Origin of the sequence: Kocuria sp. WN036 (genome assembly GCF_002287015.1) — a bacterium.
In the GTDB taxonomy this organism is placed as follows: domain Bacteria; phylum Actinomycetota; class Actinomycetes; order Actinomycetales; family Micrococcaceae; genus Kocuria; species Kocuria rosea.
Window position 1 is genome coordinate 1 of record NZ_NSKF01000032.1, and the last position, 23,793, is coordinate 23,793.

Below are 23,793 nucleotides of genomic sequence, written 5' to 3' on the forward strand. Positions count from 1 at the left end.
GCCGCGTCCGGCGTCCTACCCTGGGGGCGGAGCCGGTCGCCGCGATCCCGGGGGGGGGTGGTCCGCACGGCGGACGTCGGAGCACGGGCACAGCAGCCCGGGCCGGGCCTGCGGGGGCGGGTCGCCCGGCACCAGCTGCCGGCCTTCTTCGTCCTGACGTACGCGTGGTCCTGGACGTGCTGGGCGCCCCTGCTGCTCGGGGCGGGCGGCACGCCGCTGCTCCTGCTCGGCGGCCTCGGCCCGTTCGTGGCGGCGTGGGCCGTCACGTGGCTGGCGGGGGAGCCGGTGCGGGACTGGGCCCGGGCGATCGTGCGGTGGCGGGTCCCGGCCCGCTGGTGGGCCTGGGCGCTGGGGCAGCCCGCGCTGCTGTACGCTGTCGTCAACGCCCTGCTCGCGGCGCTGGGCCGGGAGGTCGACTGGTCCCTGGCCCTCGAGCGGGCCCCCGCCTACCTGGCGACCTTCGCCTTCGTGGCGGTGCTCGGGGGCGGCCTGGAGGAGCCCGGCTGGCGCGGCTTCGCGCTGCCCCGGCTGCAGGAGCGGCTGGGCCCGCTCCGGGCGACCGCGCTGCTCGGTCTGCTGTGGGGGGTGTGGCACGTCCCGCTCTACGGGCCGCTGGGCTTCGCGGTGCCGTTCGTCCTCGCGTTCCTCTACACGCCGCTGTACAACCGCACGGGCAGCGTGCTGCTGTGCGTGCTGCTGCACGCGAGCTTCACGCCGGCCCAGGACCACCTCGTCCTGCTGGCCGCGGAGCCGGTGCACACCGGGCTGCTGGACACCGTGGACCTCGTCCTGTTCGGCACCTACGCCGGGGCCGCGCTGCTCGTCGTGGCCCTCACCCGCGGGCGTCTGGGCGCGGGGCGCCCCCGGCGGTGAGCCGACCCGGCCGGGCCCCGAGCGCCGGTCGCCCCGGGCGCGCACGACCCCCGCGGTCGGTAGAGTGGAGGCCGTGACTTCCTCCCACCGCACCCCGTACTACATCACCACGGCCATCGCGTACCCCAACGGCACCCCGCACATCGGGCACGCCTACGAGGTCATCGCGACCGACGTCATGGCCCGGTTCAAGCGGCTGGACGGCTACGACGTCCGCTTCCTGACCGGCACCGACGAGCACGGCCAGAAGATGCAGCAGACCGCGGAGAAGGAGGGCCTCACGGCCCGGGAGCTCGCGGACCGCAACTCGGCGCGCTTCCGCGAGATGGACGACGCCCTGAACATCTCCTACGACCGCTTCATCCGCACCACGGACGCCGACCACTACGCGGCGTCGGCGGCCCTCTGGCGCCGGATGGAGGAGGCCGGGGACATCTACCTCGGCAAGTACGCCGGCTGGTACTCCGTGCGCGACGAGGCGTTCTACGGCGAGGACGAGACCGAGCTCCGCGCGGACGGCGTGCGGTGCTCGACGGGCACCGGCACGGAGGTCACCTGGACCGAGGAGGAGTCCTACTTCTTCCGCCTCTCCGCCTACCAGGACCGGCTGCTGGAGCTCTACGAGCGGGAGGGCTTCGTCCACCCCGAGACCCGGCGCAACGAGATCGCGTCCTTCGTGCGCTCGGGCCTGGAGGACCTCTCCATCTCCCGCACCACCTTCGACTGGGGCGTGCCCGTGCCCGGCAACCCGGACCACGTGATGTACGTGTGGGTGGACGCCCTCACCAACTACCTCACCGGCGTGGGCTTCCCGGACACCGCATCCGAGACGTTCCAGCGGTACTGGCCCGCCGACGCCCACGTGATCGGCAAGGACATCGCCCGCTTCCACGCCGTGTACTGGCCGGCGTTCCTGATGTCCGCCGGCCTGCCCCTGCCCCGGCGCGTCTTCGCCCACGGCTTCCTGTTCAACCAGGGCGAGAAGATGTCCAAGTCCGTGGGCAACGTCATCGACCCGCACGCCCTCGTGGCCGAGTACGGCCTCGACCCGCTGCGCTTCTTCCTGCTGCGCGAGGTGCCGTTCGGCCAGGACGGCAGCTACTCGCACGACGGGATCAAGAACCGCATCAACTCCGACCTCGCCAACGACCTCGGCAACCTCGCGCAGCGCTCGCTGTCGATGGTCGCCAAGAACTGCGAGGGCCGGGTCCCCGCGCCGGGGGAGCTCACCACCGAGGACCGGGCCATGCTCGCCGCGGCCGCCGGGCTCTGCGCTCCGGTGCGCGCCGAGTTCGACGAGCAGCAGTTCCACCGGGCGCTCGAGCGGATCTGGCGGGTGGTCGCCGAGGCCAACCGGTACTTCACCGCCATGGAGCCCTGGAAACTGCGCAAGACCGACGCCGGGCGGATGGCCACCGTGCTCTGGGTGACGCTCGAGGTGGTGCGCACGGTCGGCATCCTGGTCCAGCCGGTGGTGCCGGACGCCGCCGCCCGGCTGCTCGACGTGCTCGGCCAGGCCGAGGGCGACGCCCGCCTGTTCACCGCCCTGGACACGCCCATCGTGGCGGGCACGGAGCTGCCCCCGCCCGCGCCGGTGTTCCCGCGCTACGAGGAGCCCGCGGCGCTCCAGTCCTGAGCGGCGATCGGCTGTCCATCATGTGAGACGTCCGTCCACACCGTGGTCGGACGGGGCGGTCGGCTCCTATCCTGGGGCCATGAGCCAGCCGACGCCCGCAGCCGCCCCCGCCCACCTGAAGATCGCCCTCGTCCCCGGTGACGGCATCGGCCCCGAGGTCGTGGCCGAGGCGGTGAAGGTCCTCGACGCGGTGACCGCCGCGGCAGGCGTCACGGTGGAGAGGACGGAGTTCGGCCTCGGCGCGCAGCACTGGCTGGACACGGGGGAGACCCTCACGGACCGGACGCTGGACGAGCTGCGGACCCACGACGCCATCCTGTTCGGCGCGGTCGGCGCCGCCCCCGGGGACCGGCGCGTCCCGTCCGGGATCATCGAGCGCGACGTGCTGCTGAAGATGCGCTTCAGCCTCGACCACTTCGTCAACCTCCGCCCGTCCAAGCTCTTCCCGGGCACCACCAGCCCGCTCTCCCACCCCGGGGACATCGACTTCGTGGTGGTGCGCGAGGGCACCGAGGGCCCGTACGCCGGCAACGGCGGGGTGCTGCGCGGCGGCACCGACGCCGAGATCGCCACCGAGGTCTCGCTCAACACCGCCTACGGCGTGCGCCGCCTCGTGCGCTACGCCTTCGAGCTCGCCGCCGGGCGGGAGCGCAAGCGGCTGACCCTCGTCCACAAGCACAACGTGCTCGTCAACGCGGGCCGTCTCTACGCGCGCCTCGTCGAGGAGATCGGCGCCGAGTTCCCCGACGTCGCCGTCGACTACCTGCACGTGGACGCGGCCACGATCTTCCTCACGACCGACCCGGCGCGCTTCGACGTCATCGTCACCGACAACCTCTTCGGGGACATCCTCACCGACCTCGCCGGCGCGGTGACGGGCGGCATCGGACTGGCCCCGGCCGGCAACATCAACGCGGACCGCACGGCGCCCTCGATGTTCGAGCCCGTGCACGGCTCCGCACCGGACATCGCGGGGCAGCAGAAGGCGAACCCCGTGGCGGCGATCCTCGCCACCGCCATGATGCTGGAGCACCTCGGCCACTCCGGGCCGGCGGCCCGGATCGAGGCCGCCGTGCAGCAGGACCTCGCGGCCCACGGCAACGAGTCCCGCACCACCGCCCAGGTGGGCGACGGCGTGCTCGCCGCCCTCGCCTGAGCCGATCCGGCCGCGCTCCGGGGATAGGCTGGGGCACGGAACCAACAGCTGAGCCCCGCGTGCCGGTCGCCACGGGGTCGACCTCGCAGGGAGACGCAGTGACCACACAGCCCACCACCTTCGCCCACCACCTCAGCCAGGACCCGGTCCCGGAGGAGGTCCGGGCGGCCATCCTCGCCGAGCCGGGCTTCGGCACGAACTTCACGGACCACATGGTGAAGATCGACTGGTTCGGGGACGTCGAGAAGGGCACGGGCCGCTGGAGCGACCCGCGGGTCGAGCCGTACGGTCCGCTGGTGCTGGACCCCGCCGCGGCCGTGCTGCACTACGGCCAGGAGATCTTCGAGGGGCTCAAGGCCTACCGGCACGCGGACGGCTCCGTGTGGACGTTCCGGGCCGAGGCCAACGCCGCCCGGCTCAACCGCTCGGCCCGCCGGCTGGCGCTGCCGGAGCTGCCCGAGCAGCTGTTCCTGGACTCGCTGCGCGAGCTCGTGTCGGTGGACGAGCAGTGGGTGCCCGACGGGGACGGGGAGTCCCTGTACCTGCGCCCGTTCATGATCGCCACGGAGGCGTTCCTGGGCGTGCGCCCGTCCCGCCAGGTGCTGTACTCCGTGATCGCCTCCCCGGCCGGCAACTACTTCGGCGGCCCGGTGAAGCCCGTGGACATCTGGCTCTCCCGCGACTGGGCCCGCGCCGGCCGCGGCGGCACGGGAGCGGCCAAGTGCGGCGGCAACTACGCCGCCTCCCTGATCGCCCAGATGGAGGGCGACGCCCACGGGTGCCAGCAGGTGATGTTCCTGGACCGAGACCGCGGCGACGCCGTCGAGGAGCTGGGCGGCATGAACGTGTTCTTCGTCTACGACGACGGCCGCCTGGTGACCCCCGAGCTCACCGGCACGATCCTCGAGGGCGTCACCCGCCGCTCGATCATCCAGCTCGCGAAGGACCGCGGGATGACCGTCGAGGAGCGCCGCTTCACCCTCGACGAGTGGCGCGAGGGCTGGAAGGCCGGGACCATCACCGAGGCGTTCGCGTGCGGGACCGCCGCCGTCATCACCCCCATCGGCCGGCTCGTCTCCACCGAGGAGACCATCGGCGACGAGGGCGCCCGGCCCGGCGAGGTCACCATGGACATCCGCCGGCAGCTCCTGGAGATCCAGACGGGCCGCGCGGAGGACCCGCACGGCTGGCTGACCCGCCTGGTCTGAGCCCCGCGCGGCCCGGGTGGCACCACCGGGGCCGCGCGGCCGCCCGCGGACCGTGGGATAGCCTGGTCCCATGCGAATTGCCAGGTTCACGGTCGACAGCGAGATCCACTTCGGCGCGGTGCAGGGCGCCGCCGGCGAGGAGACGGTCACCGTCCTCGCGGGCGACCCCTTCTACACCGGGATCAACCCCACCCAGCAGCGCCACGACATCGCCGACGTCCGCCTCCTCGCCCCCGTGATCCCGCGCTCCAAGATCGTGTGCGTCGGCCGCAACTACGCCGACCACGCCGCGGAGCTGGGCAACGAGCTGCCCACCTCGCCGATGCTGTTCTTCAAGCCCAACACGTCCGTCGCCGGCCCCGGCGACCCCGTGACCCTGCCCGCGTGGACCGAGCAGGTCTCCTACGAGGCCGAGCTCGCCGTCGTCATCGGACGGATGTGCAAGGACGTCCCCGTGGAGCGCGTGCCCGAGGTGGTCTTCGGCTACACCGCCGCCAACGACCTCACCGGCCGCGACGTGCAGAGGACCGACGGGCAGTGGGCGCGCGCCAAGGGCTTCGACGGGGCCTGCCCGCTCGGGCCCTGGATCGAGACGGACCTCGACACCTCCGCCCTCGCCGTGCGCAGCCGCGTCAACGGCGAGACCAAGCAGGACGGCAACACCCGGGACATGGTCTTCGACGTCCCGTTCCTCGTCTCCTACGTCTCCCAGGCGTTCACGCTCCTGCCCGGCGACGTCATCCTCACGGGCACGCCCGCCGGCGTCGGCATCGTCGACGAGGGCGACCGGATCGAGGTGGAGGTCGAGGGCATCGGCGTCCTGCCGACCGTCCTGCGCCGCTGACCCGCACCGCCGGCCGGCGCCGGTCCGCACCGCTGACCCGTGCGGGCACCGCGGCGCCCCGCACCACCGCACGACCCCGCCCAGACCCCGACCGATCCACGAAAGAGCCATGACCGACACGCCCGCCACCCCGGCCACCGCCTCGACCACCTCCTCGCCCGTGCGCGTGCGCTTCTGCCCGTCCCCGACGGGCACCCCGCACGTGGGACTGATCCGCACCGCGCTGTTCAACTGGGCCCACGCCCGCCACACCGGCGGCACCATGGTCTTCCGCGTCGAGGACACCGACACCCTGCGCGACTCGGAGGAGAGCTACCAGCAGCTGCTCGAGGCGCTCGCGTGGCTGGGGATCGACTGGGACGAGGGCGTCGAGACCGGGGGTCCGCACGCCCCGTACCGGCAGTCGCAGCGCCTGGACGTCTACCGCGACGTGGCCGCCCGGCTCCGGGAGCACGGGGCGGTCTACGAGGCGTACTCCACCCCGGAGGAGGTCGAGGCCCGGCACCGGGCGGCCGGCCGCGACCCCAAGCTCGGCTACGACAACTTCGACCGCGACCTCACCGAGGAGCAGATCGCGGCGTACCGGGCGGAGGGCCGGGAGCCCGTGCTGCGGCTGCGGATGCCGGACGAGGACATTGTGGTCCACGACATGATCCGCGGCGAGATCGTCTTCCGGGCCGGCTCCATCCCGGACTACGTGGTGGTGCGCGCCAACGGCCAGCCGCTGTACACGCTGACCAACCCCGTGGACGACGCCCTCATGGAGATCACCCACGTGCTGCGCGGCGAGGACCTGCTCTCCTCGACACCGCGCCAGATCGCGCTGTTCCGCGTCCTGGTCGAGATCGGCTTCGCGAAGTACGTGCCCGAGTACGGCCACCTGCCCTACGTCATGGGCGAGGGCAACAAGAAGCTGTCCAAGCGCGACCCCGAGTCCAGCCTCTTCCACCTCAGGGACAGCGGCTTCGTCCCCGAGGGCCTGCTCAACTACCTGGCCCTGCTGGGCTGGTCCCTGTCCGCGGACGAGGACGTCTTCACCGTGGAGCAGCTCGTGGAGCACTTCGACGTCCACGACGTCCTGGCGAACCCCGCGCGCTTCGACCTCAAGAAGGCCACCGCGATCAACGGCACCCACGTCCGCAGGCTCGCCCCCGAGGACTTCCGCGACCGGCTCGTCCCCTACCTGCAGGCCGGCGGCGTGCTGGGGGACACCCTGGACGAGCGCCAGCGGGACATCCTCGACCGGGCCGCCCCGCTGGTCCAGGAGCGGATGAACCTGCTCGGCGAGGCCCCCGAGCTGCTGTCCTTCCTCTTCGCCGCCGACGACGAGATCGAGGTCGCCGACGACGCCCGCAAGCAGCTCAAGGACTCCGCCGGCGACGTCCTGCGGGCCGCGCTCGCCGCCCTGGAGCCGCTCGAGGACTGGAGCGCCGCCGCCCTCGAGACCGCGCTCCGCGAAGCCATCGTGGACGGGCTGGGGATCAAGCCGCGACTGGCCTTCGGCCCCGTCCGCACCGCCGTCTCGGGCCGGCGGATCTCGCCGCCCCTGTTCGAGTCCCTCGAGATCCTCGGCAAGGACTCCTCCCTGACCCGCCTGCGCGCCCTCGCCGCCCAGCTCGGCTGAGCGCCCTGCACGACGACGACGGTCCGGCCCGCCCTCCGCGGAGGGCGGGCCGGACCGTCGTCGTCGTGGACGTCATCTGCACACACCCGGGCGCTCCGGCGTAGCCTGGGACACGGGGGCGATCAGCATGGACCGGACGGACGACCAGATCGAGGCGATGCGCGCGGGACGCCCGCAGCACCGCAATCCCGTGCAGCGGGACACCATCACGTGGTTGCGCACCGGCGCCGAGACCGGGGGCGAGCACGCCCTGCTGCACGTCGAGGTGGAGCCCGGGGGAGAGGTGCTCGCCCACTACCACCGACGGTTCGGGATGCGCGTACGCGTCCTCGAGGGCGTGCTGCGGGTCCAGATCGGCCACGTCGTGCGGGACCTCGGGGCGGGCGGCGAGGCCGAGGTGCCCCCGGAGCACCTGTTCCGCTGGAAGAACCCGGCCGGGACCCCGGCCCGCTTCGTGGTCGAGGTGCGGCCCGCCCACGAGGGCTTCGAGAAGGGCCTGGTGGCCCTGTACGGGCTCGCCCGGGACGGGCGCACCCGCCGGGACGGCCGCCCGCGGAGCCTGCTCCGCACGGCGTTGCTCATCCAGTGGACCGACATCAACCTCCCGGGGCTCTACCGCTGGCTGGGGCCGGTCGTCCGGGCGCTGGCGGGCATCGGCCGCCGCCGGGGCATCGACCGGGAGCTCGAGGACCGCTACTGCCGTTGAGCCGGATTTGCCGCCCCGCCCGAAGGCCGGTATAGTTCTTTTGCGTTGCGCCGGTCGCCGCGGGAAACCGCCGGACCGGGGACGACAGTGGGATATGGTGTAATTGGCAACACTACGGTTTCTGGTACCGTCATTCTAGGTTCGAGTCCTGGTATCCCAGCGCTGCTCCATCGGATCAGTACGGCCCCATCGTATAGCGGCCTAGTACGCCGCCCTCTCACGGCGGTAACGCGGGTTCGAATCCCGCTGGGGTCACCACCGCAGAACACCCCCGGACCACACGGTCCGGGGGTGTTCTCGTGTCCGGGGTGCGCTGCGCCGCCGGAGCAGGGCCGGCGTCCGGAACAGGGTCCGGGACCTGGTACAGTGTACGAGGCCGGTCGCGGGAAACCGCGGACCGGATCGGTACGGCCCCATCGTATAGCGGCCTAGTACGCCGCCCTCTCACGGCGGTAACGCGGGTTCGAATCCCGCTGGGGTCACCACGGAAGACGTCCCCCGGACCACACGGTCCGGGGGACGTCGTCGTTTCCCCACGACGAGCACCGGCACCGCCCGGTCCGGCGCTGCCCCGCCCGGGGGAGGGGCGCCCGCCGAATGCTCCGGCGCCGCCTACAATCAGCAGGCTTACATCCCCGTCCCGGCACTGCTACGTTGGCAGAGCGGCGCAGGACTGCTGCCGGGACCGGTTCCGGGACGGGGGAAGGCACGATGGACGAGAGCTACGACGTGGTCGTCGTCGGCGGGGGGCCCGCGGGCCTCGCCGGGGCGCTGTGCCTGGCCCGCGCCCGGCGCACGGTCCTCGTGGTGGACGCCGGGGCCCCGCGCAACGACCCCGCGGAGCACGTGCACAACTACCTCGGCCGCGACGGCGACGCCCCGGGCGCGCTGCTCGCGGACGGGCGTGCCGAGGTCACCGGCTACGGAGCGGACGTCGTCGACGGCACGGTGGTCTCCGCCCGCCCGGCCGAGGACGACGGCCACGGCCTCCGGTTCGTGCTGGTGCTCGAGGACGGCCGGTCGGTGCGGGCGCGCCGCGTGCTGATCACCACCGGACTCACCGACGAGCTGCCGGACGTCCCGGGCGTGGCGCAGCGGTGGGGCCGGGACGTCGTCCACTGCCCGTACTGCCACGGCTGGGAGTGGCGGGACGAGCCGCTGGCGGTGCTGGGCACCGGCCCCCTGGGCGTGCAGCAGGCGCAGCTGTTCCGGCAGTGGAGCCCCGACATCACCTTCGTGCAGCACACCGCCCCGGCGCCGGACGACGAGGAGCGCGAGCACCTGGCGGCCCTCGGCATCGCGTGCGTGGCGGGCGAGGTGGGGCGCGTGGAGGTGACCGGGGACCGGATCACCGGTCTGCGGCTGGTCTCCGGCGAGCTCGTGCCGTGCCGGGCCGTGGTCGTGGTGCCGCGCTTCACGGTCCGCTCCGCCCTCATCGACTCCCTCGGGCTGCGCACCGCCCAGGTGGAGGAGAAGGGCCATGCCGTCGGCACGTACGTGCCCTCGGCGCCCACGGGCGGCACGGACGTGCCGGGCGTCTACGTGGCGGGCAACGTCACGGACCTCCACGCCCAGGTCCTCGCCGCGGCGGCGGCCGGGCTCACGACCGCCACGGCCGTCAACGCCGACCTGCAGGCCGAGGACCTCGACCGGGCGCTCGCCGAACGCCACCGCGCCTGACGTCACGGATCCGGCCGGCCGGGGGCGGGGATCCACGAGGAGCGGGAGAGGGCGGGCGCGACCTGCCACGCCGTCGCCGCCCGGGCCGCCGTCCGCCGCCGTCACCGACACGCGGCGGGCCCCGCCGGCCGGGGCAGTGCCCGGGCCGGCGGGGCCGGGCGCCGGATCAGGCCAGCGAGGCGTTCAGGGTGATGTCCACGGACAGGGCCTGGGAGACCGGGCAGCCGGACTTGGCCTCCTCGGCGATGCGCGCGAAGTCCTCCGCGGAGATGTTCTCCACCTGCGCCACCACGGTCAGCTCGACCCCCTTGATGCCCTCGCCCGCCACGAAGGTCACCTCGGCCGAGGAGTCCACCCGGGTGGGCGGGGTCTCGTTCTGGGCGAGCATGTTGGAGAACGCCATGGCGTAGCAGGTGGCGTGCGCGGAGGCCAGGAGCTCCTCGGGGCTCGTCTTGGCGCCGGCGCCGCTCTCCGCGCGGGTGTCCCAGTCCACGTCGAAGGGGCCCAGGCCCGAGCCGGTCAGGCTGGTGGTGCCCGAGCCGTTGAAGAGATCGCCGGTCCAGACGGTGCTGGCCTTGCTGATGACGGGTTTCGGCATGGTTCCTCCTGAGGTCCACGGCAGACGGGCGCTCCGACTGCCGGCGCCGGGCGGCGCTGCTGTCACGCTAACGGATCCGTGCGGCCCGCGAGCGGCCGGGGCCGTGTTTCAGCCGTCGGCGCGCGTCCGGCCGGCGGAGGCACGTGCTACCCCAGGGGCCTCCTGGGGGTCTCCGGGCCGCGGGGCGTCCCCCGATCGGCGACGGCACGGGTGGTCGCGTGCGCGGCCGCGGACACGAGCCGTTCCAGCGGACCCCGTCCGAAGGCGTGCCGCCAGGCGAGCGCCACGAGCGCCGAGACGAGGAGGCAGGCGGCGAACCAGAGCAGCGGGCTGCTGTAGTGGACCTCGGTGGCCAGCAGGACCAGCTGTCCCGTGTACAGGGACAGGGTCATCGCCCCCATGGCCGTGAGCGGCAGCATCCACTTGCCGAACTCGCGGCCGGCGAGCAGGAAGGCGCCGAGCACGGCCGTGCTCACCCCGAGGCTCCAGGCCACCGAGAGGAGCGTGTTGGTGTGCGGGGCGGAGAGCGCCTGCCACCACAGCGAGGACGTCGGCAGGGGCCCGTCGGCGCCGAAGACGACGAGGTGGTCCAGGTCCGCCCGGGTGAGGGAGACGATGCTGTAGAGCAGCACGTTGTAGCCGTCCATGCCGTAGAGGAGCACCCAGGAGACGAGCTTGGCGAGGGCCGCGAGGCCGAGTCCCGCGGCCAGGAGGCGGCTCTGCAGACGCAGGCTCTTGAGGTTGAGGCGGCCGAGGGCCAGCCCGGCGAGCAGGTACGCCATGTACGTCACGGCCGGGTACGTGCCGGTCAGCGTCAGCTGCCAGAAGAGCGCGACCGGTTCGGTGACGAGGTGGGCGAACGTCGGGTTGGCGGCGCTGTGCTCGGGCACCACGTCGCCCAGCCAGTGGATCAGGAGGGGCCCGAGGAGCAGGAACGCGCCCGAGCACAGGAGCAGGGTCCGTGCCCGCAGCCCCAGGAAGGGCAGCGCGAGCAGGAAGAAGAGCCCGTAGTGGACCAGGATGCCGACGGCCGGCGGGTCCGCCGGCATCAGGTACCCGACGGTCAGCCCGATCACCATGATCAGCAGCGCGCGCACCGCGATCCCCGCGCGGGCGGCGGTCAGGTCCCGGCCCCTGCGGGGTCTGCGCGCTCCGGTGGAGAAGGCGAGGCCGACCCCGGCGAGCAGCGCGAACAGCGCCGCGGAGTCCCCGGCGAACAGCAGCCAGGACAGCGTCGGCCGGTCGTTGTCGGGATAGGACTGCGGCAGGAAGTGGACCGCCGTCAGCCCGACGAGAGCCAGTCCCCGGGCGGCGTCCACGGCGACCAGACGCCCGGCCGACCGGCGGGGGTCGAGCCCGCCGGTGGCCTCCGCGGCCCGATCTCTCGTGGGGTGGTCGTTCATGGGTCCCGCCGTCCTGTTCCTCATCCCCGGCCCCACGGTGGGTCGCGCTCAGGATGTCGTGTGCACTGCCGCCAATCTTCGCATCCGGGCCGTCGGTCGCGGCAACGTTGCGCCGGAAGGCTCAGGAGGCCTCGCGCAGCGCCGGCCCCGGCCGCGGCGTGGAGGGCCTGCTGGTTCGCGCGGGTCAGGGGACCGGTCACGCTGACCCGGACGAACCAGCCGTCGGGGTCCACCTCGACGAGGACGGAGAGCTTGCGGTGCACGGGGTCGGCTCCTTCACGGGGCGGCGACCCTCCCACGGGGCGCGGTCCGCGCCCCTCAGGGGCCGCTCCGGCCGTCCTCGCCCCGGTCGGCGGAGGCGGCCCGGGAGGGCCGCAGGGGCTGGAGCGCCGCGAGCTCGGCAGGGGTCGCGGTCCGGAACGGCGGGGCCTCCGGGCACTGCGGCGCCCGCCGCCCCTGCCCACGGGTGGCGCGCAGGCTCGTGCCGACCGACACGACCAGGACGGCCGTGATCACCGCGAGGGAGACTCCCGTGGGGATGTCGACCACGTCGACCTTGAGCGCCATCTTCACCCCCACCCACACCAGGACCAGGGCCAGCCCGGCGCGCAGGTGCACGAAACGGTGCATCAGGTCCGCGAGCAGGAAGTACATGGCCCGCAGCCCCAGCACGGCGAAGGCGTTGGCGGTGAAGACGATGTAGACCTCGTCGGTGACCGCGAAGACGGCCGGGATCGAGTCGACGGCGAAGACCACGTCGGTGGCCTCGATCAGCACCAGCACCGCCAGCAGCGGCGTGGCCCGCAGCGCCCCGCCGATGCGCACCACGAGCCGCTGCCCGTAGAACACCTCGGTCATCGGCACGCAGCGGCGGAAGACCCGCAGCACCGCCGACCGGTCCGGGTCAAGACGCGCCTCCCGCTGCCGGAGCATCCGCCACCCGGTGCAGAGCAGGAACGCGGCGAAGAGGTAGAGCACTCCCTCGAAGGCGTGGATCAGCGCCGCGCCCGCGGCGATGAAGGCGCCGCGCAGCACCAGCGCCCCGAAGACGCCCAGGAACAGCACCTGGTGCTGGTAGGCGCGGGGGACGGCGAAGTACGTGAGCAGGACCGCCCAGACGAACACGTTGTCCACGGAGAGCGACTTCTCGATCAGGTACCCGGCGAAGTACTGCTGGCCGGCCTGCGACCCGAAGACGGCCCAGACCACCACCCCGAAGCCCGTCCCGCAGGCCACCCACACCGCCGTCCACACCGCGGCCTCGCGCAGCCCGATCGCGTGCGGGCGCCGGTGGGCGAGTAGGTCCACGGCCAGCAGGACCACGATGCCGCCGATCACCGCGGCCCACCCCCAGAACGGGACGTCCATCGCCACCAGCCACCCTCCGGTTCCCGACCGGAGGTCTCTCCCGGCCCGTTCCGGGCCCGCGCGCCGGATCCTGCGGTGGGACCGTCGTGACGACGCTGCGCGGGGGGATACTCCCCTCCTGGCCCCTCCAGCGAACCCCGCACCGCCCTCCGCGTCAAGAGGCGTCGCGAGCCCCCGCAGCGCCGCTGCGCGGGTCCCCGGTGCTACGCTCCGCAGTGAGCCGGGGGATCCGCCCGGCGACGACGGCGGGGCCTCCCGCCCCGCCCGTCCGCACCGCTCCAGCCCCTCCCGGATGGTGGTGATCACCGTTTTCCCGCACCCGTCCCCCGCAGCGACCACCGGCCCCACCCGCACCTTCGGCGTCGAGGAGGAGCTGCTCCTCGTGGACGCCGTGACGCTGGAGCCCGCCCCCGCCGGCCCGGACGCCGTGGACGCGCACGCCGCCGGCGTCCGCTCCTCCCCGGCGACGGCACCGGCGCACCAGGTCACCACCGAGCTGCAGCAGGAGCAGATCGAGGTCGCGAGTCCTCCGCTGACCGGCCTCGCGGAGCAGATCGCCGCGATCCGTCAGGGGCGCCGCCTGGCCGACGCCGCCGCCCGCGCGGTGGGTGCCCGCGCCGTCGCCCTCGCCTCACCGGTCACGGCGGGCGCCCCGCACCTCGTGCCCGCACCGCGCTTCCGGTGGCTCCAGGAGCGCTTCGGGCTGGTGGCCGCCGAGCAGCTGACCTGCGGCCTCCACGTCCACGTGGGCGTCGGCAGCCGCGAGGAGGGCGTGGCCGTGCTGGACCGCATCCGGGTGTGGCTGCCCGTCCTGCTCGCCCTGAGCGGCAACTCCCCGTTCTGGTACGGCCGGGAGAGCGGCTTCAGCAGCTACCGCTACCAGGCCTGGGTCCGCTGGCCCACCTCCGGTCCCACGGAGGTATTCGGCTCGGTCGAGGAGCACGACCGGCAGCGCGAGGCCCTGCTGCGCTCCGGGGTGCCCCTCGACCTCGGCATGATCTACTTCGACGCCCGGCTCTCGGCCCGCTACCCCACCGTGGAGATCCGGATCACCGACATGTGCCTGGACGCGGAGCACGCCGGGGTGCTGGCCGCCCTCGGCCGGGCGCTGGTGGAGACGGCCGCCCGCCAGTGGCGGGCGGGCCTCCCTGCGCCGCCGGTGAGCGCGGCGCAGCTGCGGACCTGGTCCTGGCAGGCCAGCAGGGACGGCGTCGAGGGGCCGTTGATCAGCCCGGCCTCCGGCGCGCCCGCCCCGGCCGCGGACGTCGTGGCGGAGCTGCTGGCCGTCGTGCGCCCCGTGCTCGCCGAGTGGGGCGAGGCCGCGCAGGTGGAATCCGTGGTGGCCGGCGTCCTGCGGGACGGCTCCGGCGCCCGGCGGCAGCTGGCGGCCCACGCCGCGCGGCGGGACCCGCTCGACGTCGTGCGCCTGGCGCTCGAGGCGACCCACCGGTGAGGGCGCGGGGGCACCCGGGGCTCGAGCGGCGGCGCGTCGTCGCCGGCACCCACGCGGTCGACGTGCGGGGGACCTTCGACCGCGCGCGGCCCCCGGTGGTCCTCGTGCACGGCATCGGCATGTCGGGCCGGTACTTCCTGCGGCTCGCGGACGCGCTCGCGGCCACCCACGACGTCTACGCCGTCGACCTGCCGGGCTGCGGGTCCTCACCGCGCCCCGCCCGGCCCCTGTCGGTGCCCGAGCTCGGCCGCGTGGTCGCAGGGGCCGTCGAGGCGCTGGGGCTGCGGGCTCCCGTGGTCGTGGGGCACTCCATGGGCTGCCAGGTCGTCGTGGACGCGGTCAGGGACCACCCCGGGCTGTGCGCCGGCTACGTACTGGTGGGACCGACCGTCGACCCCACCGCGCGCAGTCTGCTCGGCCAGGGACGGCGGCTGCTGCGGGACACCGCGCGCGAGCCCCTGCGCACCAACGCCGTGGTCGTCCGCGACTACCTCCGGATGGGCCCGCTCCGCTATCTGCGCACGACCCGGCACATGCTTCGCGACCGGATCGAGGAGGACATCCGGGGCTGCACGCCCCCCGGGCTGGTGGTGCGCGGGTCCCGGGACCCCATCGCCCGGCGGGACTGGTCCCGCCGGCTGGCCCGGGCGGCCCCCGACGCCCGCTTCCTGGAGATCCCCGGGGCCCCGCACAACGTCCAGCACACCGACCCCCGGGAGCTCGCCGCCGCGTGCGCGCCCTTCCTCGCCGCCTGCCGTCCCGGGAGCCCGGTGTGATCCCGCGGCCGGGCGCGGCGGCCGCGAATCTCGCGGCCTGGGCCCGCGACTACGTCTACGCGCTCCGGTGGCAGGCCGCGGGCGTCCTCGGCCGGTGGGAGCCCGCCCACTACCGGGGCCCGGGAGAGCCGGGGCGGACCCCGGTCGTGCTGATCCCCGGGATCTACGAGTCGTGGACGTTCATGCTCCCGGTGGCCGGGCTGCTGCGCGAGCACGGCCACGACGTCCACGTGGTGGAGGACCTGAGGTTCAACACCGGGACCATCGAGGACATGGCGGCGCTGGTCGACGAGCACATCCGCCGGGAGGGGATCGAGCGCTGCGTGCTGGTGGCGCACAGCAAGGGCGGGCTGATCGGCAAGCACCTCCTGGCCCACCACAACGAGGGCACCGTGATCCAGGGGCTCGTGGCCGTCAACACCCCCTTCGCCGGCTCCGAGCTCGCCCGGCTCCTGCCCCTCCCGACGATCCGGGTGTTCCTGCCGCACTCCCCGGAGCTCACCGCGCTGACCACCCGCCGGGAGGTCAACCGGCGCATCGTCTCCGTCTACGGCCTGTTCGACCCCCACATCCCGGGCGGCAGCCACCTGGAAGGGGCGCGCAACGTCCGGCTCGGCACGCGCGGTCACTTCCTGCCGCTCAGCGACCCGCGCGTGCACGCGGCGATCCTCGAGGGCATCGGCACGCTCACCCGCTGACCCCTCCGGCGCCCCGTGGGCCCGGCGGCCGCCGGCCCCTCCCGACCGGACCGCCCCGGCGTCGGAGGCGACTGCTACTCTTCGGCCACCGAGCGCGCCCCGGACGGCGCGCCGCCGGAGACAGGAACGACGGACGACGCCGGAGGGACGGTGGGACCGTGGGCGAACTGGGACTGACCCCCTTCCAGGGCTGGGAGGTGATGTCCTGGGCCCTGCTGGCCGCCGCCGCGGTGTGGACCGTGGCCCGGGGCGTCCGGTGGCTCGTGGGACGCTACGGGCAGAACACCCGCTGGGGCCGCAGGTCGCGCACCCGGCTCGGCCTGCGCCGGGCCCGGGACGGCCTGCTGGAGCGCCACGCCGCCGGAGAGCTCACCGAGGACGAGTACCGGGAGCGGCTGCGGCTGCTCGAGCAGGAGGGCCGCTCCGGCCCCTGACCGCCCCGGGGCCGCGGGCGGGAACGTGCGAGCACCGGGCCCGGCGCAGCGCCACCGCGCCGTGCGGTTCACGCCTCCGGGCCGGCCGGTCCCCGGCGGTCGTCGTCGCCCAGGGCCTCGGTCCCGCGGACGTCCGCGAGCGCGGACCCGTCGCCGTAGGAGCTCGATGTGATGACGCTGAGCTTGCCGTTGGTCTCGAGCACGACCGCCTCGACCCGGGAGAGGTCCCCGGTGCCCTGCATGCGCACCGCCTGACGGATCTCCGACTCCGTGAGCCGGTTGCGGCGCAGCGCCTCGCCCCGGATCCGGCCGTCGGCCAGCAGCAGGACGGGGTCCGAGGTGAAGAAGCGCCGGGCCCCCGGACGGCGCGCCGAGACGAGGGCCACGAGCAGCTGGAGAGCCGCGAGCAGGGTCAGGGCGGTGGCGCCCTATGCCCGGGAGTCAAACCACACGGCGGGCCTCCCGGTCCGTGATGAGGGGCCTGGGACAGGGGTGCTGCGGGCTCATGCGGGGGTCTCCTCCTCCTGTTTGCGCTCCGGCTCCCGGTGCTGGAGCCACGCGCTCAGCGGTGCGGTGGACAGCCCGTGGACGAGCACGGACAGGGTGACGGCCAGGGTGGTGTGGACGAAGATCTCGTGGTTGCCGGTGTGCCGTTCGGCCAGCGTCGCGTAGAACAGGGCGGAGACGCCGATGGGTCCGAACCAGCTCAGGACGAGCGTCTCGGCGCGGTCGTGCACGCCCCGCAGCAGCGGCCGGAGCGCCCACAGGGCAACGAAGCGGCGCAGCAGCAGCGCCGCGCCGAGGACCAGGGGAGCACCCCAGCCCAGTTCCGTCCACTCACCGACCGGCAGCGCCAGGCCGAGCAGGATGAACACCGGCAGCAGGAACAGCCGGGCCACGGCGTCCTGGACCTTGTCCTCCTGCGCCTCGTCCCGCTGGGGGATCACCTGCCCGAAGACCGCGACGCCCACGAAGACGGCCAGCAGGGCGTCGGTGCCCAGCAGCTTGCCGGTCCCGAGCAGCACGAGTGCCAGCGGCACCACGAAGGCCAGGTAGGAGCTCTCCTCCATGAGCCCGTGCCGGCGGACGACGACGAACAGCCTGCCCAGCAGGAAGCCCGCCAGCGCCCCGAACACCGCCGCGCCGAGCACCTCCCACAGCAGGACGGTGGTCAGCAGCTCGTGCCACGCCCGGTCCGGCTCGGTCAGCAGCAGCACCGGGAGGAGGACGAAGAGGTAGGCCAGTCCGTCGTTGAGCCCGCTCTCGGCCGAGAGGTTGTGCCGGACCCGCTCGGGAATCCGCTCCACGGCCAGGGAACCCGTGACGATCGGGGTGGTGACCACGGGGTCGGTCGGGGTGATGATCGCGCCCAGCAGCAGCGCCAGCAGGAACGGCACGCCCAGCGCCGCCCACAGCACGCCGGTGGCCACGACGAGCATCAGGGCCATGCCCAGCCCGATGACCACGGCGATCCAGCGGGCGTCGCTGCGCCAGTAGCCGTGCGGCAGGCGCAGGGCGACCCCGGCCAGGCCCACCGCCAGGGTGATCCGCGCCGCCTGCTCCAGCAGCGTTCCCGGGGGCAGGCCGAAGTCCTCGATCCGCACGAGGTCCAGCGCGTAGGGGCCGATCAGCGCGCCGAACGCGAGGGCGAGCACCGGGCCGGGGAGACTGATCCGCTGCAGCAGCGTCGAGAACGCCGAGATCAGCAGGACGGCTCCGGCGAAGAGCGCCAGCACCAGGTTGATGTCCATCGTCGTCCTTCCGTCCCTGTGGGGGCCGCGTCGCCGTCCGGGGCAGCGGATGCTTCCACCGTAACCCTGCTGATGGTCCCCGGGGCAAGCACGGAGGCCGAACCTCCGGGACGGGCCCGGGCGCCACCGGGTAGGGTCCCCGGGAAGGACGGTCATCGACTGGGACGGAGCGACGACGTGGACGTGCTGCTGACGCTGCTGGGGACCGCGATCGTCGTGGTCGGCCTGTGGGACATCTACCACAGCCTGCTGCACCCCAGCGGCTCGGGCGCCGTCGGCGGCCGGGTGCAGTCGGGCGTCTGGTGGATCTCCCGGCGCACCGGGCACCGCTTCGGCTCGGCCGTGGGCCCGGGCTCGATGGTCACGGTGGTGCTCCTGTGGGTGCTCCTGCAGGGAGTCGGCTGGGCCCTGATCTACTTGCCGCACGTCCCCGAGGGCTTCACGTACTCGCCCGGGGTGGACCCGGCCGCCTACCCCGATCTCCTCGAGGCCCTCTACCTCTCGTTCGTCACCCTGGCGACGCTGGGGTTCGGGGACGTCGTGGCCACCGACCCCTGGATCCGGCTGGCCACCCCGCTGGAGGCGCTGACCGGGTTCGCCCTGCTCACGGCGGCCCTGACGTGGTTCACCCAGATCTATCCGCCGCTGTCCCGCCGCCGGGCCCTGGCGCTCGAGCTGACGTCCCTCGCCGAGGTGGAGTACGCGGACGGGATCGCGGAGGAGGACCCCGTGACGGCGGCCCGGGTGCTGGACGGGCTGACCGCGGAGGTGTCCCGGGCCCGGATCGACTTCACCCAGCACGGCGAGACGTACTACTTCCAGGAGGAGGACCCGGACCTCTCCCTGGCCCGGCAGCTGGCCTACGCCCTCGAGCTGCGCGACCGTGCCGCCGCGTCCTCGGCGCCGCCGGTGCGCACGAGCGCCCGCCGCCTGGACCTGGCCCTGGAGCAGCTCGCGCGAAAGCTGCGGGAGGACTTCGTCAGCACGGGGGAGGCCCCCGGGGAGGTGTTCGCCGCCTACGCCGCGGATCACCTGCGGGAGCCGGGCCGCTGACCCGCGGCCGGGAACAGATTCCCGGGACCGCCGGTTGCGCGGAGCATGAAGGCATTGACGTACGCCCGCTACGGCGGCCCCGAAGTCCTCGAGCTCACCGACCTCCCCGAGCCCAAGGTCCCCCCGGGCTGGGTGCTCCTGAAGGTGCGCAGCGCCGCGATCAACCCCGTGGACTGGAAGATCATGGCCGGCGGCCTCGATCCGCTGATGGAGGTCCAGTTCCCGGTGGTGCCCGGCTGGGACGTGTCCGGGGTCGTGGAGGCCGTCGGCATCGACGTCCCGGAGTGGGCCCCGGGCGACGAGGTGATCTCCTACGCCCGCACGGACTGGGTGCACGGCGGGACGATGGCCGAGTACGTCGCCCTGCCCGCACGCCTCCTCGCGCCGAAGCCGGCCTCCGTGGACTGGGACCGGGCGGCCGCGCTGCCGCTGGCCGGGCTCACGGCCTACCAGGTCCTCGGCCGCCTGGAGGTGGCCGCGGGAGACACCGTGCTCGTGCACAACGCCTCCGGGGGCGTGGGCGGCTACGCCGTCCAGCTCGCCGCGGCCCGGGGCGCCCGCGTGATCGGCACGGCGTCGGAGGCCAACCACGAGTACCTGCGCGGTCTCGGCGCGGAGCCCGTGGCCTACGGGGACGGGCTGCCCGAGCGGGTCCGGGAGCTGGCTCCGGACGGCGTGGACGTCGTGGTCGACCTCGTGGGCGGGGTCGTGGAGCAGACGCTCGCCGTCCTGAAGGACGGGGGGCGGCACGCCTCCGTGGCCGACGACGCGGTCGAGGCCCACGGCGGGACGTGGATGTGGGTGCGTCCCTCCGCCGAGGACCTCACCGAGCTGGGCCGTCTGGTGGACCGGGGCGCGCTGCGGATCGAGCTCGCCCGCAGCGTGCCCCTGGCCGAGGGCGTGGAAGCCTACCGGCTCAGCCAGGAGGGGCACGTCCGCGGCAAGATCGCCGTCCGGATGGCGTGAGCCCCCGGCGACCCGCGCCGCGTAGGTGCACAGCAGGCTGACTGGCACAATGTCCCTGTGACCGACCAGACAGAGATCCTGAGCGCCCTCGAGGACGCGCGGGCGCTGCTCGCGGCGTCGACCCTCCCGCTGTCCACGACCGACGTGCTGCGCGAGCGCGAGGACATCGACCGTGCCGTCGCCCAGCTCGACGACTACGTGCTGCCCCGGGTGCGCTCCCTCGACGCGCCGCTGCTCGCGGTGGTCGGCGGCTCCACGGGCGCCGGCAAGTCGACCCTGGTCAACGCGGTCGTGGGGCACCCCGTGACCCGGTCCGGGGCCATCCGCCCGACCACCCGGCAGCCCATCCTGATCCACCACCCGCGCGACGCCGAGGCGTTCTCGACCCAGCGGGTGCTCCCGCACCTGAGCCGGATCCACGCGCGGAAGGTCATCCCCGCCGGCTCGACCGCAGCGGACACCGCCTCCCCGTCCGCGCTGCCCGGCACCGCGGACGGCCAGGCCCTCGTGCTGCTCGCCGAGCCGCGGATCCCCGAGGGCGTCGCCCTGCTCGACGCCCCGGACGTCGACTCGATCTCCGACGAGAACCGCCGGCTCGCGGGGCAGCTGCTGGCCGCCGCCGACCTGTGGCTGTTCGTGACCACCGCGAACCGCTACGCCGACGCCGTGCCGTGGCGGCTGCTCGTCGAGGCCGCCCAGCGGGACATCACGGTGGCCGTGGTCCTCGACCGGGTCCCGCAGGGGCTCGAGGCCGAGATCGAGGACGACCTCCGGCGGATGCTCGCCGAGCAGGGCCTCGGGGACGCCCCGGTGTTCACCGTCCCGGAGTCACCGCTCAACGAGATGGGCATGCTCCCGCCCCACGTCGTCGCCCCCGTGGTGGACTTCCTGGCCGAACTGGGGCGCAACGCCGCCTCCCGCTCGGAGATCGCCCGCCGGACCCTCGGCGGCGCGGTCCGCTCCATCGCGGAGCGCACCGGCGCGGCCGGGACGGCGGTGCTCTCCCAGCACCGCGTCGAGGCGCAGCTGCGCCACGACGTGGACCGCGCCTTCGACGAGGCGCTCGCCGCCGTCATCGAGTCGACCCGGGACGGGACCCTGCTGCGCGGCGAGGTCCTCGCCCGCTGGCAGGACTTCGTGGGCACCGGCGAGTTCTTCCGCAACCTCGAGGCCGGGATCGGCCGGATGCGGGACCGGCTCACCGCCTTCTTCAGCGGGCGGCCGGCACCCGAGGTCCAGGTCGAGGAGGCCATCGAGACCGGTCTGCAGACCGTGATCGTTGAGGAGGCCGCGCGCGCCTCCGAGACCGCGGAGCGCCGCTGGCTGGACGAGCCTGCGGGCCGGGTCCTGCTCGGCGGGTCCGACCTCGGCTCGCTGCCCCCGGACTTCCGCGAGCGCACGGCAGAGCAGGTGCGCGCCTGGCAGGGCGACCTCATGGAGCTGATCCAGCGCGAGGGCGCGGACAAGCGGACCAGGGCGCGGGCCATGTCGCTGGGTGTGAACGCGCTCACCGTGATCCTCATGATCGGCGTGTTCTCCATGACGGGCGGGCTCACCGGGCTGGAGGTCGGCATCGCCGGCGGCTCCGGCGTGGTGGGCACCAAGCTGCTCGAGGCGGTCTTCGGGGAGGACGCCGTGCGGCGGATGGCCGAGGACGCCCGCAAGAACCTCGAGTCCCGGATCCACACGGTCATGGACCAGCAGGCGTCCGTGTTCCTGCGGCGCCTCGACGTCCTGGACGGGCACCCGGAGGCCGACGAGCTCGTGGCCGTGGCCGAGCGCATCCGCGCCGCCGGGCGGACGCTGGGGGAGAGCGCATGAGCCCCGCCCGGCAGGCGGCGCCGACCCTCTCCGAACGGCTCACCGCGCTCGCGCGCGCCACGGAGCTGGCCTCCGGCCGGCTCGACGACGAGGCCGTGGCGGCGTCCCGCACCGTCCTGGACCGCGCCGCCGAGCGGCGCTCCCTGTCCGCCGACCACACCGTGGTGGGCTTCTTCGGGGCGACCGGGTCCGGGAAGTCCACCCTGTTCAACGCGGTCGTGGGACGGGACATCGCCCGGGCCGCCGCCCGCCGCCCCACCACCTCCGAGCCGCTGGCCGCCGTCTGGGGGGAGCCGGGCAGCGAGGCCCTGCTGGACTGGCTCGGTGTCACCCAGCGCCACCACGTCGACACGCCCCTGCCCACCGGGCACGCGGACGCCGGCCGGTGGACGCGCGTCAAGGAGCGGATCACGGGCGCGCCCGCCGCGGAGGCGCCCGGCGGTCTGATCCTGCTCGACCTGCCGGACTTCGACTCCGTGAGCCTGCACCACCGCACCATCGTGCAGCGTCTCGTCGGCATGGTCGACGTCGTGGTGTGGGTCGTGGACCCGCAGAAGTACGCCGACGCGGTCATCCACCAGGAGTTCATCGCGCCGCTGGCCCGGCACGGGGCCGTGACCATGGTGGTGATGAACCAGGTGGACCGGCTGTCGGCCGCCGAGGTCCCCGCCGTGATGGCCTCCCTCGAGGAGCTCGTGGCCCAGGACGGGCTGCCCACCACGGGGCTGTCGAAGCCGGTGGCTGTCTCCGCGGTGACGGGGGAGGGCGTCGAGGCCCTCCGCGCGCGGATCCGCCAGGTGGCCGACACCAGGGCGGCGGCCGGCGCCCGGCTCGACGCCGACGTGGACGACGCCGCCGCGCTGCTCGCCGAGGCCTCCGGGGACGGGGAGCCTGCCGGGATCACCGAGCCGGCGCAGGAGCGGCTCACCGACGGGCTGGCGCAGGCCGCCAACGTGCCCGGGATCGCCCGGGCCGCCGGGAGGTCCTACGCCCTGCACGCGGCGGAGCACACGGGGTGGATCCCCACCCGGTGGCTGCTGAGGTTCCGCAAGGACCCGATGCGGCGGCTGAACCTCGACCGGGGCGGGACCGTGAACCCCGAGGTCAACCGCACGTCCCTGCCGCCCATGGGTGCCGCCCAGCGGGCTGCGGCCGACTCCGCGGTGCGCACCTTCGCCCACGACGCCGCGGACGGGGCCGCCGAACCGTGGACCCGGTCGGTCCGGCAGGCCGCGCGCACCCACGAGGAGAGGCTGCCGGACGCGATCGACCAGGCCGTCGCCCGCACCGACTTCCGGGCCGGGCGGAACTCCTGGTGGTGGCTCGTCCTCGACGTTGTCCAGTGGCTCGCGATGCTCGCGGTGGTCGCGGGTCTGCTGTGGCTCCTGGGCCTGTTCCTGCTCGAGTGGTTCCAGATCCCCGTCCCGCCGCCCCCGTACGTCGAGGGCTTCCCGCTGCCCGTGCCCACGCTGCTCGTCCTCGCCGGGGTGGTGCTCGGGATCTTCACGGCCCTGACTGGCCGGATCCTCGCCGGCTTCGGCGCCCGGATGCGGGAGCGCTCGGTGCGGCGCCGGCTGCGCGAGTCGGTGGCCGAGGCCGCCCGGCGCACCGTCGTCGACCCCGTGCGGGCGGAGCTCGAGGCCTTCGCCGCCTTCCGGAGGGCGCTGGCCGTCCTGCGCGGCTGAGCGCGGCGGCCGCGGAGCGTCCCCCGCCGCACGGCGGGGACGGAGGGGCGGGGGCCGCCG

The 23,793-nt window shown here is 74.2% G+C and carries 21 protein-coding genes and 3 tRNA genes; 19 read left to right on the top strand and 5 right to left on the bottom strand.

Features of this window, described 5'->3' with window-relative positions; translation table 11 throughout:
• The first annotated feature begins 57 nt into the window (after positions 1-57).
• The 11 genes from CK505_RS15680 (at position 58) to CK505_RS15730 (ending at position 9,727) form a co-directional block, all read left to right on the top strand.
• The gene (locus CK505_RS15680) at positions 58-873 is read left to right on the top strand and encodes a CPBP family intramembrane glutamic endopeptidase (RefSeq protein ID WP_095651661.1); all 816 of its coding nucleotides are present in this window, start codon (positions 58-60) and stop codon (positions 871-873) included.
• Positions 874-946: 73 nt separating this feature from the next.
• Positions 947-2,509, top strand: coding sequence for a methionine--tRNA ligase (metG, locus tag CK505_RS15685; protein ID WP_095651662.1), 1,563 nt, complete (start codon positions 947-949; stop codon positions 2,507-2,509).
• A 79-nt stretch (positions 2,510-2,588) separates the two neighbouring features.
• Entirely contained in the window at positions 2,589-3,665 is a 1,077-nt protein-coding gene (locus CK505_RS15690) for a 3-isopropylmalate dehydrogenase (RefSeq protein WP_017833214.1), read from the top strand.
• Between the two features lie 98 nt (positions 3,666-3,763).
• Positions 3,764-4,873, top strand: a complete 1,110-nt coding sequence (locus CK505_RS15695; RefSeq protein ID WP_095651663.1) for a branched-chain amino acid aminotransferase — start codon at positions 3,764-3,766, stop codon at positions 4,871-4,873.
• A 70-nt stretch (positions 4,874-4,943) separates the two neighbouring features.
• Complete coding sequence (locus CK505_RS15700; protein WP_017833212.1) at positions 4,944-5,717, top strand: fumarylacetoacetate hydrolase family protein; 774 nt, start codon at positions 4,944-4,946, stop codon at positions 5,715-5,717.
• Between the two features lie 109 nt (positions 5,718-5,826).
• Positions 5,827-7,341, top strand: a complete 1,515-nt coding sequence (gltX, locus tag CK505_RS15705) for a glutamate--tRNA ligase (protein ID WP_095651664.1) — start codon at positions 5,827-5,829, stop codon at positions 7,339-7,341.
• A gap of 127 nt (positions 7,342-7,468) precedes the next feature.
• Entirely contained in the window at positions 7,469-8,047 is a 579-nt protein-coding gene (locus CK505_RS15710; protein ID WP_095651665.1) for a cupin domain-containing protein, read from the top strand.
• Between the two features lie 88 nt (positions 8,048-8,135).
• Positions 8,136-8,207, top strand: a tRNA-Gln gene (locus tag CK505_RS15715).
• Positions 8,208-8,229: 22 nt separating this feature from the next.
• Positions 8,230-8,305, top strand: a tRNA-Glu gene (locus CK505_RS15720).
• A gap of 151 nt (positions 8,306-8,456) precedes the next feature.
• Positions 8,457-8,532: transfer RNA gene (locus tag CK505_RS15725), tRNA-Glu, on the top strand.
• Positions 8,533-8,758: 226 nt separating this feature from the next.
• The gene (locus CK505_RS15730; RefSeq protein WP_095651666.1) at positions 8,759-9,727 is read left to right on the top strand and encodes an NAD(P)/FAD-dependent oxidoreductase; all 969 of its coding nucleotides are present in this window, start codon (positions 8,759-8,761) and stop codon (positions 9,725-9,727) included.
• Between the two features lie 166 nt (positions 9,728-9,893).
• Here the strand turns inward: CK505_RS15730 and CK505_RS15735 are convergent, their stop codons facing one another.
• The 3 genes from CK505_RS15735 to CK505_RS15745 form a co-directional block, all read right to left on the bottom strand.
• Positions 9,894-10,325, bottom strand: a complete 432-nt coding sequence (locus CK505_RS15735; RefSeq protein ID WP_095651667.1) for an OsmC family peroxiredoxin — start codon at positions 10,323-10,325, stop codon at positions 9,894-9,896.
• 146 nt (positions 10,326-10,471) lie between these two features.
• Positions 10,472-11,728: a heparan-alpha-glucosaminide N-acetyltransferase domain-containing protein gene (locus tag CK505_RS15740; protein WP_095651668.1), complete on the bottom strand. Its 1,257-nt coding sequence runs from the start codon at positions 11,726-11,728 to the stop codon at positions 10,472-10,474.
• A gap of 318 nt (positions 11,729-12,046) precedes the next feature.
• Positions 12,047-13,096 carry a TerC family protein gene (locus CK505_RS15745; protein WP_095651684.1) on the bottom strand — a complete coding sequence of 350 codons (1,050 nt, stop codon included), beginning with the start codon at positions 13,094-13,096 and terminating at the stop codon, positions 12,047-12,049.
• A gap of 298 nt (positions 13,097-13,394) precedes the next feature.
• Here CK505_RS15745 and CK505_RS15750 point away from each other — a divergent pair, with 298 nt between their 5' ends.
• The 4 genes from CK505_RS15750 (at position 13,395) to CK505_RS15765 (ending at position 16,457) form a co-directional block, all read left to right on the top strand.
• The gene (locus CK505_RS15750) at positions 13,395-14,549 is read left to right on the top strand and encodes a glutamate--cysteine ligase (RefSeq protein ID WP_255250979.1); all 1,155 of its coding nucleotides are present in this window, start codon (positions 13,395-13,397) and stop codon (positions 14,547-14,549) included.
• Positions 14,546-15,325, top strand: a complete 780-nt coding sequence (locus CK505_RS15755) for an alpha/beta fold hydrolase (protein WP_095651670.1) — start codon at positions 14,546-14,548, stop codon at positions 15,323-15,325. Before CK505_RS15750 ends, CK505_RS15755 begins: the two co-directional genes overlap by 4 nt.
• Complete coding sequence (locus CK505_RS15760) at positions 15,322-16,023, top strand: triacylglycerol lipase (protein WP_095651671.1); 702 nt, start codon at positions 15,322-15,324, stop codon at positions 16,021-16,023. The genes CK505_RS15755 and CK505_RS15760 overlap by 4 nt, the downstream gene beginning before the upstream one ends.
• A gap of 158 nt (positions 16,024-16,181) precedes the next feature.
• A complete protein-coding gene (locus CK505_RS15765; RefSeq protein WP_035928915.1) occupies positions 16,182-16,457 on the top strand; it encodes a hypothetical protein in 276 nt (91 codons plus the stop codon).
• A 68-nt stretch (positions 16,458-16,525) separates the two neighbouring features.
• On the opposite strand, the gene CK505_RS15770 is transcribed toward CK505_RS15765, so the two are convergent.
• Positions 16,526-16,843, bottom strand: coding sequence for a DUF421 domain-containing protein (locus CK505_RS15770; protein ID WP_232035283.1), 318 nt, complete (start codon positions 16,841-16,843; stop codon positions 16,526-16,528).
• 117 nt (positions 16,844-16,960) lie between these two features.
• Positions 16,961-18,208 (bottom strand): sodium:proton antiporter, encoded by a 1,248-nt coding sequence (locus CK505_RS15775; protein ID WP_095651672.1) that lies wholly within the window; start codon positions 18,206-18,208, stop codon positions 16,961-16,963.
• 177 nt (positions 18,209-18,385) lie between these two features.
• On the opposite strand from CK505_RS15775, the gene CK505_RS15780 reads away from it, so the two are divergent.
• From CK505_RS15780 to CK505_RS15795, 4 genes are read left to right on the top strand one after another with little or no spacing between them, the layout of a single operon-like run.
• Complete coding sequence (locus tag CK505_RS15780) at positions 18,386-19,261, top strand: potassium channel family protein (RefSeq protein ID WP_095651673.1); 876 nt, start codon at positions 18,386-18,388, stop codon at positions 19,259-19,261.
• A gap of 45 nt (positions 19,262-19,306) precedes the next feature.
• Positions 19,307-20,227, top strand: a complete 921-nt coding sequence (locus tag CK505_RS15785; RefSeq protein ID WP_176475385.1) for an NADP-dependent oxidoreductase — start codon at positions 19,307-19,309, stop codon at positions 20,225-20,227.
• A gap of 57 nt (positions 20,228-20,284) precedes the next feature.
• Positions 20,285-22,048: a dynamin family protein gene (locus tag CK505_RS15790; protein WP_017833198.1), complete on the top strand. Its 1,764-nt coding sequence runs from the start codon at positions 20,285-20,287 to the stop codon at positions 22,046-22,048.
• A complete protein-coding gene (locus CK505_RS15795; RefSeq protein ID WP_095651675.1) occupies positions 22,045-23,733 on the top strand; it encodes a dynamin family protein in 1,689 nt (562 codons plus the stop codon). The genes CK505_RS15790 and CK505_RS15795 overlap by 4 nt, the downstream gene beginning before the upstream one ends.
• The last annotated feature ends 60 nt before the right edge of the window (positions 23,734-23,793 follow it).

Coding starts and splice junctions, on each gene's coding strand:
- CK505_RS15795 (WP_095651675.1), top strand. CDS start 22,045: ATGAGCCCCGCCCGGCAGGCGGCGCCGACCCTCTCCGAACGGCTCACC.
- CK505_RS15745 (WP_095651684.1), bottom strand. CDS start 13,096: ATGGACGTCCCGTTCTGGGGGTGGGCCGCGGTGATCGGCGGCATCGTG.
- CK505_RS15775 (WP_095651672.1), bottom strand. CDS start 18,208: ATGGACATCAACCTGGTGCTGGCGCTCTTCGCCGGAGCCGTCCTGCTG.
- CK505_RS15710 (WP_095651665.1), top strand. CDS start 7,469: ATGGACCGGACGGACGACCAGATCGAGGCGATGCGCGCGGGACGCCCG.
- CK505_RS15735 (WP_095651667.1), bottom strand. CDS start 10,325: ATGCCGAAACCCGTCATCAGCAAGGCCAGCACCGTCTGGACCGGCGAT.
- gltX (WP_095651664.1), top strand. CDS start 5,827: ATGACCGACACGCCCGCCACCCCGGCCACCGCCTCGACCACCTCCTCG.
- CK505_RS15740 (WP_095651668.1), bottom strand. CDS start 11,728: ATGAACGACCACCCCACGAGAGATCGGGCCGCGGAGGCCACCGGCGGG.
- CK505_RS15730 (WP_095651666.1), top strand. CDS start 8,759: ATGGACGAGAGCTACGACGTGGTCGTCGTCGGCGGGGGGCCCGCGGGC.
- CK505_RS15700 (WP_017833212.1), top strand. CDS start 4,944: ATGCGAATTGCCAGGTTCACGGTCGACAGCGAGATCCACTTCGGCGCG.
- CK505_RS15690 (WP_017833214.1), top strand. CDS start 2,589: ATGAGCCAGCCGACGCCCGCAGCCGCCCCCGCCCACCTGAAGATCGCC.
- CK505_RS15785 (WP_176475385.1), top strand. CDS start 19,307: ATGAAGGCATTGACGTACGCCCGCTACGGCGGCCCCGAAGTCCTCGAG.